11 protein-coding genes are annotated in these 12,966 nt (G+C 39.9%); 4 read left to right on the top strand and 7 right to left on the bottom strand.

What is annotated here, in order from left to right; translation table 11 throughout:
- Positions 1–72: 72 nt before the first annotated feature.
- Together CWC04_RS16530 and CWC04_RS16525 are read right to left on the bottom strand one after the other, a co-directional pair.
- Positions 73–723, bottom strand: a complete 651-nt coding sequence (locus tag CWC04_RS16530) for a hypothetical protein (protein WP_138685929.1) — start codon at positions 721–723, stop codon at positions 73–75.
- Positions 713–2,104 carry a site-specific integrase gene (locus tag CWC04_RS16525; RefSeq protein WP_138685928.1) on the bottom strand — a complete coding sequence of 464 codons (1,392 nt, stop codon included), beginning with the start codon at positions 2,102–2,104 and terminating at the stop codon, positions 713–715. Before CWC04_RS16525 ends, CWC04_RS16530 begins: the two co-directional genes overlap by 11 nt.
- Positions 2,105–2,379: 275 nt before the next feature.
- Between CWC04_RS16525 and CWC04_RS16520 the strand changes: the two genes are divergently transcribed.
- Entirely contained in the window at positions 2,380–2,703 is a 324-nt protein-coding gene (locus CWC04_RS16520; protein WP_054983647.1) for a DUF2845 domain-containing protein, read from the top strand.
- Positions 2,704–2,761: 58 nt separating this feature from the next.
- Here the strand turns inward: CWC04_RS16520 and CWC04_RS16515 are convergent, their stop codons facing one another.
- From CWC04_RS16515 to CWC04_RS16505, 3 genes are all read right to left on the bottom strand, one after another.
- Positions 2,762–3,010, bottom strand: a complete 249-nt coding sequence (locus tag CWC04_RS16515) for a hypothetical protein (protein WP_138685927.1) — start codon at positions 3,008–3,010, stop codon at positions 2,762–2,764.
- 165 nt (positions 3,011–3,175) lie between these two features.
- Complete coding sequence (locus CWC04_RS16510) at positions 3,176–4,744, bottom strand: type 1 glutamine amidotransferase family protein (protein ID WP_138685926.1); 1,569 nt, start codon at positions 4,742–4,744, stop codon at positions 3,176–3,178.
- A gap of 184 nt (positions 4,745–4,928) precedes the next feature.
- Positions 4,929–7,439, bottom strand: coding sequence for a UvrD-helicase domain-containing protein (locus CWC04_RS16505; protein WP_138685925.1), 2,511 nt, complete (start codon positions 7,437–7,439; stop codon positions 4,929–4,931).
- Positions 7,440–7,736: 297 nt separating this feature from the next.
- On the opposite strand from CWC04_RS16505, the gene CWC04_RS16500 reads away from it, so the two are divergent.
- The 3 genes from CWC04_RS16500 to CWC04_RS16490 all read left to right on the top strand — a co-directional run bounded on the left by CWC04_RS16500 (position 7,737) and on the right by CWC04_RS16490 (position 9,962).
- Positions 7,737–8,321, top strand: coding sequence for a hypothetical protein (locus CWC04_RS16500; RefSeq protein WP_024032189.1), 585 nt, complete (start codon positions 7,737–7,739; stop codon positions 8,319–8,321).
- Between the two features lie 64 nt (positions 8,322–8,385).
- Positions 8,386–9,300 carry a M14 family metallopeptidase gene (locus CWC04_RS16495; protein WP_138685924.1) on the top strand — a complete coding sequence of 305 codons (915 nt, stop codon included), beginning with the start codon at positions 8,386–8,388 and terminating at the stop codon, positions 9,298–9,300.
- A gap of 251 nt (positions 9,301–9,551) precedes the next feature.
- Positions 9,552–9,962, top strand: coding sequence for a hypothetical protein (locus CWC04_RS16490; protein ID WP_029773379.1), 411 nt, complete (start codon positions 9,552–9,554; stop codon positions 9,960–9,962).
- A gap of 18 nt (positions 9,963–9,980) precedes the next feature.
- Here the strand turns inward: CWC04_RS16490 and ccoG are convergent, their stop codons facing one another.
- Both ccoG and CWC04_RS16480 read right to left on the bottom strand, forming a co-directional pair.
- Positions 9,981–11,363: a cytochrome c oxidase accessory protein CcoG gene (gene ccoG, locus CWC04_RS16485; protein ID WP_138685923.1), complete on the bottom strand. Its 1,383-nt coding sequence runs from the start codon at positions 11,361–11,363 to the stop codon at positions 9,981–9,983.
- A gap of 144 nt (positions 11,364–11,507) precedes the next feature.
- The gene (locus CWC04_RS16480) at positions 11,508–12,926 is read right to left on the bottom strand and encodes a sigma-54 interaction domain-containing protein (protein WP_024032193.1); all 1,419 of its coding nucleotides are present in this window, start codon (positions 12,924–12,926) and stop codon (positions 11,508–11,510) included.
- Positions 12,927–12,966: the final 40 nt, after the last annotated feature.

Genomic DNA, 12,966 nt, shown 5'->3' with positions numbered 1-12,966 from the left:
AGTTTATTTCTTTGAGTATAAGGGAACGTTTAATTTCTAAATATTCCCAGTAGAGGCCACATTAGTTATCCACTAAACTCGGCGATTTCCTTTTAAATAATCAGGAATTTTCAACCCCTTGCTTTTTTCGATAATTTCTTCCCAAAATGCAAAGGTATTTGAACCTTTATAGTTAGTATTTTCAATATTGGAAAAAAGTTCCATTGAACGCCTTACTAACTCTATTCTAGTAAGATGTTCATCTGGTAGGATTTCATTAGCATAAGCTGGATAAGACTTTTCCATCGTTGAAGCTTTATAAAGTTGCCTTTTGTTATATGTATTTGCATTTGAAAGTACAACTATCTCGGATGCTTTTTCTACACTTGCACCTACAATTACCAAATTGACCATACATCTCAAAAGCTCATCCTTTATTCTTGTTTTCTTAATTTTATGACCAAGGTTATTTTTTGTTAATTCAATATTTTCCTTAATCCGCTCTTCAGTTATTTGTAAGAGCTTTTCTCGCAAAAATTCAGGCACTGGTAATGAGTTTTCTAATAAGTAAGAGTTAAATACATCGAGACAGTGAAAAGTGTCCTCATTTTTTTTGGCATGGAATAATCCAATACAAATACCTGCTAGGGTGGATATTAAATCTTTTGAACATTTACTGTAACCCTCGCTCTTTTTAAGCATAGCACTATAATGATCTAAAGTTTTTATAGGTTTAAGTTCCACTTTTGCTCTCCTTAGTATTTCCTTCCCAGCTCCGCTCTAAACTCATTAAATGACTAGCAGTATCTTGTTCATCATGCCTTAAATAATTAGCCGCTATCATCGAGCCATCTTTATGACCGACTAAACCAGCAATAGTTAAAACAGGCACACCACGCGCCACCAGCTCAGAAATAAAGTTATGCCTAAATGAATAAAAATCTAAGCTTTCAGGCACACCGCCAAGCGCTTTAACTTGCTTCCAGTGTCTTAGATGGGCTTTGCGCTCTAAACTTTTGTTAGTGCGTTCTGATTTGAAGATTAAGCCATGTTTAGCCTGTTCTTGTTGCGCTGCCCAGCAATCAAACACATGCTTTAACTCGCCCGTAACTGGGAACTTAACTTTTCGGCTATTCTCAGCCTTTTTAGTTTTACTAGGTGTAAAGGTTAATGTTGTTTGATCATTAAATTGGTTAAACAGTAAGTTTTCCCATTTCAAATTATAAATGTCTGCTGGGCGCATCCCTGTTAAACGGGCTATATGACAAAAAGGAATAAACCAGTGCGGGTAAGTTAAGCTATCTAAGTTTACTAAATGCCTTTTGCCGTGGGCTATGCTTGAACGCCTTTGCTCTTTCAATTTATCAGCATAGAGCGCTAAACCTTTATGTATTTGCTGTTTAACTTCATAGCTGAATATATCGCGCTGGTGGCTTAACTTTTCGTTATGGGCTTCTAGTTCGTCTTGCTCTTTAATAGTGAGTGCTGGCAGGGTAAGGCTTTTAAGTGGGTTCACTTTTAGAATAGGCTCACTTACGCCCTTTAATGGTTGAGCAGCATAATTAAGCATCGCTTTAAATGCGCCAAAATCTCTGACTAATGTAGAACGCTTTATGCCTTTAGCTCTGCGCTTGTTGTACCACTGTAAAATATCAGCACTATTTAACTTATCCATATCGCGGTTAAACAAGTGCTCAAAGTTATGCTTAATCACTTTTAAAGTGCCAGCACCATACCTGTAGTTATCTAATTTATGGGGTGAATAGATAGCATCAAAAAAAGCCCCTACAGTTAAGTAAACATTTGCCGCTTTTAATTGTTCTTCTTCACGTTGCTTCTGTGCTAGTTCTTCTTTATGCGAGAGCGGATCAATTCCATCCCTAAGCTTAGCTTTCCAAGAAATAGCTTCTTGTGCTGCTTGGTTTGGTTTTATGTTTGCGTCTGCAATTGTGGCTGTTCTGCGTTTGCCGAGTAAATCGGTATAGCGCAAACGCCAAGCGCCACCACTGGAAAGTTTAAGATAAAAGAAACCTGCTATTTTATCGCATCCTAACTGCTGTCGTGGTGAAGCAGCTTTTTTAAATGCTGACAATTTAGCCTGAGTAATTGAAGTTAAGTCTGCCATTTTAAAACCGAGCGTGTAGCCAATGTGTAGCCAGTATAGCTTAATTTTTAGAAATTTGCTGAAACCTTATGAAAATTTAAAACAATCAAATACAACAACTTATGATTTTTAGGCTTTATAAAACAACCACCTTGGCTGTCATGGGGTGTCAGGGGTCGCAGGTTCAAATCCTGCCATACCGACCATTTAACCTCCTCTTTATTTCTTTTTCGCTGTCATTTTTCTGTATTACCTTGTATACCTAGCATTAAATACTATGTGTTTAAGGATGACTTATGAAAAAACGTATTGTGTTTCCTCTGCTTTTATCTCTTTTTATTTCAAGCTTTGCGTTTGCTCAGGGTAGTTTTCGACTTAAAAACGGAAATCTATTAAGTGTGGGTAAAACTAAATCTGACATTGTAGCTGTAGTGGGCGCACCACTTTATAAAGATGTGCTTAATGAAGCTGTTGATATTGGTAATGGCGACAAATTAGTTAAAACAGAAGAGTTTACTTATAAACTAAAAGGCTCAATTGGTGGGATGTATATTGTATTGATCCGTTTTGAAAATAATATTGTGACCAGTATTAGTTCAAAACAAGTCGACAGGCTTTAAATATTTTAGAGTTAGTTTTAAGCAGCTAAAAGCGCCATACGGCGCTTTTTAGTTTTTATTAGTGTGTACGCCCTATACCATTACGCACCATATCTTTGCCATTTTCAAATACCTCGGCTGTTATGCCACGCGCCAGTAATAACTGTTGTTTGTCGTCAAATACTGCAACAAAATGGCTGCCGTCTTTATTGCTTGTAGCCATACCTACACCCGATACACCTTTTAAGCCTAAGCCGCCGTTTTCTACCATTACTAAAAAGTTCTCTAGCTCTGCTAGGTTGCCGATTATGTCGTGCTCGTTATTCATAAATTGCTCTTTGTAAAATCTGCTTGGTTAATGCCTATTCGTATAACGTAACCACTAAATTAAGCGAATAGGTATAAATTTCTTGGGCGCTATTTTAAAGCCCATTAAAATAAACATAAACCTTTGTATCAGGTTATTAAGTATATTTAGTACTAGCACTTAAGGTTAAAAGCGCTCTACATTCAGTGACAAATTACTTAATGCGCAACCATACGGCTGGGTATTAACGCGGTGATAATGCGTATTTTTTGTGGCAGTTAAATTTATTAAAAGGTCATCTTGTTGCCCTACCGCACTTTGCTCTTGGCTTAGGCACATTGCTTGCGTAAGCGAGCGTAGTTTTGAATCGGTTAAAATATTGGCAAAACGCTGCACCGGTAAAGGTGGTATTTTAATAGGCGCTAATGCTTGCCTAATGGTGCGCTCGCTAAGTTCAAACCCGGCATTAGTAATATCTATTACACTGCTTGCAGGCCAGTACGAGTAGTTATAGCTGTTTGCTTTTTGCTGCGTACTTAAATGCGCAACCCCACTTTGCCCTATTACGGTCATTAAACTTCCTTTGTTGGATTTAATAACAACAAGGGCTGTGTTTTCATCAATACCAAAACCGTGCTTAATATCACCGTTTTTTTGCTTTGCGGTATTTAATGTACCCGCTAGGTTTAACGTTTGATTTTGCTCACTAAAGCGGGTGCTCAGTGGGCCATAGGTAAACGTGTTTAACCCGTTAAGTGCATTAGGCTGTGGAGCAAGCTTTGCTTTTAATACCGCTTCGCTTTGGTGCTGTGAGAGATAGACGTTTTCACTTTGTATTTTGCTTCCTGCACCTAGCCCTACAATAACTGGGCGAGTTTTAAGCGCGTTCGTCCAGGGGTAGGCAGTATTATTTTCATCATACAGTGCTTTTAAAGCATTTTTAGCCGTGCCGTCGCTAAATAAAACACCGGTACTGGTGTTTATTAAATTAACTAACGCCTCAACCCCATTATTACAAAGTGTTTGCTCAGCCTTTATGAGCTCGGGGTATACATTGCTGCGATTATACAGGTTCATTTGTGAGTGACGCAGCGCCGGTAAATCACTACAGGTATTGTTAGTAATTGCTTTAGCAAGTGCAGGTGTAAGCGGCAACCATTGGCTGGTTACACCTTTTGGTAAAAGCGTTTTAAGCGCCTCTACCTTTACGTATGGGTCGCGCTGGGCTGCGCTAATAATTAATACGGTGGGTGTTGGGTTAGCAACCTTTAAGCTCCCCGCTATAAATTGCAATATGCCGTTGCTTGGTGGCTCAGCTTTTGGGGTGCTGTTTGCATGAGGTTGTTCGAGCATATCAAACACAAAGTTAAACTCTTGCTTTGTTAGGCTATTGAGTTGCTCGTTGTTTATATCGCGCCATTGCCAAAGCAGCTCACTTTTAGAGACTGCGTTTGCATTTTTGCTACTAAGGGCACGTAAGGTATTTAAAACATTTGCTTGGTTATTTGAATTGTTAGTAGGCCAATTTAATTTTATTTGCTCAAGGTTAGCATTGGTTACTTTAAATACACTTTGTGACTTTGAGTTATTTTGCGTATTGCAACTTTGCGCCGCATTAGCACTGCAACTATTAATTGTACTACCGGCTAAAATAAGGGTTTGCTCTTGCTGCTGGGCAGCCCCTTTAAATGAAAATAAAGTAAATAAAACGAATATAAAGCTCACTCGCTTAGTAAAAAAAGCACGGGTACGCATAACGCTCTCAAAATGATCTAAATAGGCGTTAAGTTTAACAGCATGTAATGGCAGGCTAAATAGTAAATGTGGGTCTCATTGATTGCGACACATGGCATTAGTGTATAAAGCTAGTTTGGCTGCTAGTTACAAAAGCGCGATGTGCGCTTTACTCAGTTATTACTCTTACATTTAATCATTAACCTTACTTATTTTGCTGTTTACTCTGTTTTACAAACAAATTAGAGGCTATATCAATAGGGTAATTATCGTTTATTAGCTCGCTAATAAACTCAGAACACGCAGATGGCGGAGCAATTAAATAGCTTTTATGCTTAGCGCGCGTGATCCCTACGTACAATAAACGTCGCTCCTCTGAATGATTAAAGGTATCTTGTGCGGGCAATAATGCCTCAACAAGTAAATTGCCCGGATTATTGCTTGGAAAACCTAACTTGCCTTGCTCAAAACCTATAATAATACAGTAATCAGCCTCGAGTCCTTTTGAGCCATGCAGTGTCCAAAAATGCAGTGGGTTAGCAAAGTTGTTACCTGCTAAGTGCTGCTCTACCTCATTAAGCATAAACCGATAACGGCTCAAAACGGCAATACTGGCTGTGTTATTATTTTTATTAATTGTGGCTATAGTTTGCTGCACTTTTAGTGCTACTGACTTTTTACCTTGGTGTAAATCGTCAAGTAACACAACTTGAGGGGTGCTTACTTGCGTATGTGTGGTGATGTGCTTTTTATATTGTTCAGGGTTTTGCATTACAAAGCGCCCCGCTACCTCACTAATACTGTTGTTATATCTAAACGTTTTTTGCAATAACGTGAGTGAGTGACTGCCTATTAAATCGTTAAACTGCGTGGTGAGCGCCAAATTACCGCCTGAGAACCGATAAATAGCCTGCCAATCATCGCCAACCGCAGTAAAACAAGGTTGTGGACCACTTTTTATTAACGTATTTAAAAACGCCATGCGTGCGCATGAAATGTCTTGAAATTCATCAACTAAAATATGTCGCCAAGGTACACTTACCTCCCCCGATTTAACCGCCTGAGCTGCGCTTGCAATCATGTCGTCAAAATCAATAGCATCTTGCTCTTTTAATTTTTCGTTGTATGCACGCTGCATTGCCACCAATAATGTTGCATAACTTTTATGATTTATAATGCCACTTTTAGCTATTCGCGCTGCTATTTGAGTGTTAGATAGTTGCTCACCCCGTATTGCACTTAGGCAGTTTAAGTATTTATTTATATTTTGCTTTAACAGCCCTGTTGCAGATAAACGCTCGTACACTGCGTGGTTATCTACGGGGTTAATGTTCACTTTATGTTTTTGTAGTTGTGCTTTTAAACGCTGCTCAAGCTGACCTTCTTGCCAGTTATAATGAAATGTTTGCACCAACGCATGGCCATGTTTTTTATGGTGCGCGCGTACATATTTAATATGCTCGCTATTGTGCAAGTTAGCCGCGTGCTGCACTGAATTACCTTGCCTATCTGTCACAAAATGCGCCAAGTAAACCTGGTGCTGTGGCAAGTAAAAATCAGCGGTGTCATCATTTTGGTAAGTGTGTTCAATACCATACATGTAAAGCCAGTTGGCAATTAATAAGTGCTGATAACTGCTTACTTTTAGCCCCGATAGGGTTTGATAGGTTTGTGCTTTTAAGGCGGTTTTAGTTGCGGTTTTAGTTTCGGTATTGAGGCTATCAGTAGGTTCATACAGGGTCTCAACAAAAGTTTTACAAAAACGTGAGTCTGTTTTTAGGGTATTACTAAGCCACTGTGTAAACCATTTATTAAGCGCCATAGCATCGTTTGCAAAAGGCGATAAGCTACGTGTTTTATTAGCGCTTTGCAGTAACTTAAGCCCCAGCGCATGAAAGGTTAAAATAGTAGGCGGCGTAACGTTTAAGTTTGCTTGTTGCGCCCTTAAATCAAAGCGTTGATTTAATTCGTTTGCCGCATTTTTATTATAAGCAAGTATCAATATTTGCTCGGGCTTTACACCACCATGGGCAATTAAATCCAGTGCCTTTGCAACCATTACTGAGGTTTTGCCAGTGCCTGCGGCCGCTAGCACTAAATTTATGTCATTATTGCGTATAACAGCAAGGCGTTGCTCATGTGTGAGCGGGTTTGATTCAACCACATTATAAAAGTCGGCTCTTGCCGTTAGTGTTTTTTGCTCATAACTTTTACGTAGCTGCTCTGTGGCATGCGCTACTGTTGGTGAGCTACTTAAAATAGTTAAAAACTTAATATTAATGGCCGATAAATGCTGCTGCCATAGTGCAGGTAAAGCGCCGTACTGCTGTGCCAGTGAAAACACCGCCGATTTTAATAACGGCACGTTTGAGTCGCGAAGATACTCGTTTGTTGCATAACGTTTTACAAGCGTTTTTGCTGCATTCACTTTTTCTTCTAGTTGATTGGCAAAAACACTGTTTAGCTGCTCACTAAGCGTTTGAGCCTGCTGTTTATTTAAAAAGCTAATTACCGTTTTTGTACTATGATTGAGGGTTATTTTCCCGCTAAACAGGCCTTTTTTAAATTGTGTAAAATTAGTAAAGTCGCTAATTAAATAGGCGCGCGAAGTATTATTTTTAAAATGTATAACGAGTGAACTTTGCTTAATAGTAACGGTGTTAATACGCGTAAAAAAACGTCCTAACCAGCTTGGAGTGGCAATAAACTGCGCCATAAAACCTTGAATAAACTAAAATTAAAAATAAATTTTATCACAGTTTAAACGCCAAGGCGCGCCGCGCCTTAAAAGTGGCAGCCTGGTTAACCAAAGCAAGTACAAGCAGGCCTTATAAAGAGCCCATAGGCTGTGTGCATTGGGTGTTTAAACTGCGCTAAACACCTCCTAAAACAATCAACTCTTCTTAAGTATTTACTCTAAACAGGTGTTTAAATTTGCTTAAACTTTACGTTTGAATATTGAACAAATTGCACTATTGGTTTAATGTGAAGCTTTTATTAAACGAGAAATAATATGGATTTAACTAAGGAAGAGTTAAGTTTTATTTCGTCTGTTGTAGGCAGTAACAAGGACAATACAAACGATAACTCGCAGCTTAGCTTAAAAACGGCTTTGCCAGATACACTAAAAGGTTTGTTGTCTCACGCTAAATTAACCATGTTAGCTGAGGTGGGCCATTATCAGTTGTGGTTTCCGCTTGAGTTTAAGCTCAACGATGACGGCTACTTAAACCCCGTACTGAGTGCGCCTGAGGTAATTGATACTGAAGGTGTAGACAGAAGCTGGCGTTATTCAGACCTACATTTACAAAGCGAGCGCTTTTATGTGCTTTCGCTCTCAAGCAGTGGCGTGCTATTAAAGCCGCGCGATCATCGCTATAGCCTTACCCACGCGCAACATATTACGTTTAAACTACCCAATAAGAAAAAAGTCACTCTGCTTATAGATTTAGTCCGTAAAACTAATTTAGGCTATGCCGCAAAAATTGTCAGTATCAAAAGTGGTAAAGAGGCATTACGTGAGTATTTATTTGAAAAACATAAACGTGAAAACGCCACCTTGTACGAAAACACGGCAGGTGTAACCGAGCATTTCTAGTTGCAGGCTGTTAATTGCAGCGATAAGCTAACGCCTTTATAAAGCGACAAGTTAAAGGCACACAATGAGCGACACTTTATACCCAATTGGTACCCCTAATAAACCATGGAACGACAGTGATAAAGCAGCATGGTTACAACTTCAACAAAAAAAGCGCGATTATAACCAGCTCGTAGTAAGTAAAATTACCCAGCCTAATGAGTTTTTAGATGTTGAGCAGTACGGCGAGCTAAATTATTCGCCGCTTAGCTTTGCACTTTATTTATTTAAAAGTAAAAATTGGCAAAGTGATCGCCCTACCGTGTTAATTACTGGGGGTGTGCACGGCTACGAAACAAGTGGCGTTATGGGTGCGCTGGCATTTGCTCAAACCGCTGTTGCACCTTATACAACGCGTTTTAACTTTATTATTGCGCCTTGTATTAGCCCGTGGGGTTTTGAAACCATAAACCGCTGGAACCCAGAAGCTATTGATCCAAATCGCTCTTTTTACGATAACAGCCCTGCCCAAGAATCTGCAGCTATTATGAAATATGTAGCATCGCTAAACACTGAGTTAGTTGCGCATATTGATCTGCACGAAACCACAGACACAGACAACAGTGAATTTAGACCCGCTTTGGCGGCGCGCGATGGTAAAATTAACACCAACTGGAACATACCAGATGGTTTTTATTTAGTGGCTGATAGCAAAAAACCAGCACCTGATTTTCAAAAAGCCATTTTAAATAGTGTTGAGAAGGTAACGCACATTGCCCCCAGTGACGAAAACAATCAATTAATTGGTGTACCGCAGGAGCAATTTGGCGTTATAAATTACGCCGCACGCGAATTGGGGTTATGCATGGGCTTTACCAATGCCCCTTATGTAACGACAACCGAAGTATACCCAGATAGCCCAAGTGCCTCAGATGAGCAGTGTACTCAAGCGCAAGTTGCTGTTATTACCGGCGCGTTAGATTATTTAAAGTCACTTTAGGGGCTTTAAATACCCATGTGCAATAATACTTAATCATTTTTCGGGGCTAAACGTGTCGCTACCTACGTTAAAAAACTTTCATTTACAACTGCATGGATGCAGAAGGTAGAGCAATGCAGGAGCAATTGCCAAGAACAACTAAATAGCGGATTTTTTGACAAGCTATCAACACGTTTTTCTAGCCTCAAGATAGCTAACTTAATTAAGCAAATTGGTATAAGTTATAAACTAATTTAAATTAGGAACCTACGATGAAGTATAAAAATAAGCATGCCGAGGTAACTTTATCCGTTGAGGGCAATATAATTATTGCCCAATTTAGCGGAAATTTAGACCTAGAGCTATTGGCCAACTTTAAAACTGCCCTTTTTGATACAGTGGCCGAATTTGAAGGTAAGCAATGGGGTTACATAAGCGACTCATCGTGTGTACTTGCCGCTACGCCCGATGCAGAGCAAGAAATGGTCGCCATAAGCACACATATGCAGCACACTAACTGCTTGATAAGTGCATTTGTCCTCACCTCCCCTATTGCTATAAGCCAAATGCAGCGAATAATGCAAAACGCTAAACGCGATGTAGATTTTAACCAATGTTTATTTGATAACCTAGATGCTGCAAAACGTTTTATTTCATCGCAATTAAATAATGGCGTGAGCTAATTTTAGCCCAAGCCATTGCTAGTTTTTATAAAACTGGCTTGTTTTAGTAATCGCTATATCAGGGTTTTCTACGGCGGTAATCACAAAGCTAACTGGGGTCACTTTTGTTGCTAGGTCGTAGCCATCGGCGGTGACTGTAACCGGAATTTTTTTCATCACTCCTGGCAATACCAAAATAGAGCTTGGCGCACTAAGTGTGGCCACAGGTAGGCCTTCAATGGCTACGCCGTAGTGCAATGGCTGCTGGGTTTTATTGATAATAGTGAGTGTGTATGGGTTTTCTACCAAGCCTTCATAATTTACACGGTATAATGCGTTTCTGTCGCGCAGTACCGATGCCTCTATCGGCGTACGTTGTAATACCCACGCAACCATAGAAATAAGTAATACCCCTGTTAATACACCATACCCCACTAATTTAAGCCTAAATGGATTGGTTTTTTTACCTTCTAGCTGTTTTTCGCTGGCATATTTAATTAACCCTTTTTGATAGCCAAATTTATCCATAGTGTCGTCACAGGCATCAATACATAAGCCACAATTTATACACTCGTATTGCAAACCGTTACGAATATCTATGCCCGCGGGGCATACCTCTACACATAAATTACAATCAACGCAGTCGCCTAAATTAAGGGCTTTAGGATCAGCTTTGCGTTTGCGAGGGCCTCTGTTTTCACCGCGCTTTGCATCGTAGCTCACTACCAATGTATCTTTATCAAACATCACCGATTGAAAGCGAGAATACGGACACGCCACGTTACACATTTTTTCGCGTAAAAAGCCGGCATTTCCATAAGTACAAAATGCAAATAAAAACACCCAAAAGCTGGTAATGCCCGACCACTGTAAGGTAAACATTTCAAGGTATAAACTTTTAGCGGGTATAAAATACGCCATAAACGACGTTGCAGTAAGCAGCGATATAACAAGCCACGCAGCATGTTTTGTTATTTTTTTACGCCACTTTAATGCACTCCATGGCGATTTATCTAACTTTATACGCTGATTACGAGTACCTTCTATACGTTGCTCAACCCAACTAAACATTAACATCCAGATTGTTTGGGGGCAGGTATAACCACACCACACGCGGCCAAGCCAATTCGTGACAAAAAACAAAGCAAACGCGCCTACCATAAATAGCAGCGCTAAAATCATAAAGTCTTGCGGAAGCAAGGTTAAGCCAAAAATAGTAAACTTTTGCGTGGCTACATCAAGCAGTACGGCTTGCTCACCTTTGTATTGAATCCAAGGAATGGCAATAAACATAAGCATAAGTAACCAACCAAGGTTACGGCGTATTTGTTGGTAAAAGCCTTTTTGCTCACGAATATAAATAGGCCCTGGTGTGTTATAGGGCTTGATGATCATATCTTCTTCTTTAATATCAAACTTCATAGTAGCTACTTAATAGTGACGGTATTAATGCTACATTTGCAACTTTCAGACCAAGCTGAAAGTTTAACTAACCAATTGATATTAAATACATTTATAAATCATCAATAAAATTTATTCGCGATATTTAACGAATAGCGCGATATATCACGTATTTTTGCTTATTCCTAGTTTGCGCATTTTTGAGCGCAAAGTGCTCTCGGGCAGGCCTAATTTGCAAGCCGCGCCTTTATCGCCAGATATTTGCCACTGTGATAATTCAAGCACCGCAATAATGTGCTGTTTTTGCGCCTCTGCAAGCGTAAGTGATGTATTTACAGCTGTGCTTGCATCGCCATGCAATGGCTGACTCAGTTTAAGGACAGTATGTTTAGTTAAAATAGCTTCGCGCTCTAGTACGTTTTGTAACTCGCGAATATTACCAGGCCAATCATAAGCTTGTAGTTGGCTAATCGCTTTTTTACTCACCCCTTTTATTTGCTTTGCTAAGCGTTTATTAAGTTGAGTAATTAAATTGGTGCATAAATAAGGAATGTCTTCTTTGCGCTCTTTAAGCGCTGGCACTTTAATAGGAAACACATTAAGGCGGTAATATAAATCAATTCGAAAGGTGCCTTTTTGCACCATTTGCCATAAGTCGCGATTGGTTGCCGCCAATACTCTAATATTTACCTTAAGCGTAGTACTACCGCCAACCCGTTCAAACTCTTGCTCTTGTAATACCCTTAGCAATTTACTTTGCGCTTCTAATGGCAGCTCAGCAACTTCGTCTAAAAACAGTGTGCCTTTGTCGGCCAGCTCAAAGCGACCTTTACGTCGCTCGTTTGCACCGGTAAACGCACCGCGCTCGTGACCAAATAATTCAGACTCTAACAAGCTTGGCGTAAACGCTGCGCAGTTCACTTTTATAAAAGCTTGATTACTGCGTTTACTTAACCGGTGTAAGTTACGCGCCACCAGCTCTTTGCCCGTTCCATTTTCACCTAAAATTAATACTGTGCTGTCGGTTTCGCTAACGAGTTTAATTTGCGCCAACATAGCTTGAAAAACATGGCTTTGGCCAACTAAACCTGAGTCTTGCCAGTCTTCGTTAAGCTCTGCAATTAGGTAGTTATTTTCATCTTGCAGCTGCTCACTTAAATGCTTAACTTGCTCAAGCGCTTGCTTAAGCTCGTTTTGAGTTTGCTGCTGCGCCGATATATCGCGAAATACCGCGACCGCACCAATTAACTCACCTTGCCTGTAAACGGGGGTTGATGTGTATTCTACTGCAAACGAGGTGCCGTCTTTACGCCAGAATACTTCGTTTTTAACCTCGCGGCGTTTGCCATCAAACATGGTGCAATATATTTGGCATTCATCGGCTGGATAAGGAGAGCCGTCGGCGTGGCTGTGATGATGATACTGATGTATTTTTTTGCCTAACAATTCTTGGGCTTTCCAGCCAGTCATACGTTCAGCGGCTGGGTTAACAAACACCGCATTGCCCGATAAATCAAAGCCGTAAATGCCCTCTCCTACCGCATTAAGTAAAAGTTTGGGGTCATTTAAAAATTGTTTTATCATTGCATCATCCTCGCGAAATATCACGATTATTATGCCATAA

The organism is Pseudoalteromonas sp. S2893, assembly GCF_005887105.1.
Classification (GTDB): Bacteria; Pseudomonadota; Gammaproteobacteria; order Enterobacterales; family Alteromonadaceae; genus Pseudoalteromonas; species Pseudoalteromonas atlantica.
Note: the sequence above shows the minus strand (reverse complement) of the source record. Positions and strands in the feature narration are given on the sequence as shown.

What these genes read in the sequence shown, in the direction of transcription:
- CWC04_RS16525 (WP_138685928.1), bottom strand. Translation starts at nt 2,104, where the DNA reads ATGGCAGACTTAACTTCAATTACTCAGGCTAAATTGTCAGCATTTAAA.
- CWC04_RS16520 (WP_054983647.1), top strand. Translation starts at nt 2,380, where the DNA reads ATGAAAAAACGTATTGTGTTTCCTCTGCTTTTATCTCTTTTTATTTCA.
- CWC04_RS16515 (WP_138685927.1), bottom strand. Translation starts at nt 3,010, where the DNA reads ATGAATAACGAGCACGACATAATCGGCAACCTAGCAGAGCTAGAGAAC.
- CWC04_RS16510 (WP_138685926.1), bottom strand. Translation starts at nt 4,744, where the DNA reads ATGCGTACCCGTGCTTTTTTTACTAAGCGAGTGAGCTTTATATTCGTT.
- CWC04_RS16505 (WP_138685925.1), bottom strand. Translation starts at nt 7,439, where the DNA reads ATGGCGCAGTTTATTGCCACTCCAAGCTGGTTAGGACGTTTTTTTACG.
- CWC04_RS16500 (WP_024032189.1), top strand. Translation starts at nt 7,737, where the DNA reads ATGGATTTAACTAAGGAAGAGTTAAGTTTTATTTCGTCTGTTGTAGGC.
- CWC04_RS16495 (WP_138685924.1), top strand. Translation starts at nt 8,386, where the DNA reads ATGAGCGACACTTTATACCCAATTGGTACCCCTAATAAACCATGGAAC.
- CWC04_RS16490 (WP_029773379.1), top strand. Translation starts at nt 9,552, where the DNA reads ATGAAGTATAAAAATAAGCATGCCGAGGTAACTTTATCCGTTGAGGGC.
- ccoG (WP_138685923.1), bottom strand. Translation starts at nt 11,363, where the DNA reads ATGAAGTTTGATATTAAAGAAGAAGATATGATCATCAAGCCCTATAAC.
- CWC04_RS16480 (WP_024032193.1), bottom strand. Translation starts at nt 12,926, where the DNA reads ATGATAAAACAATTTTTAAATGACCCCAAACTTTTACTTAATGCGGTA.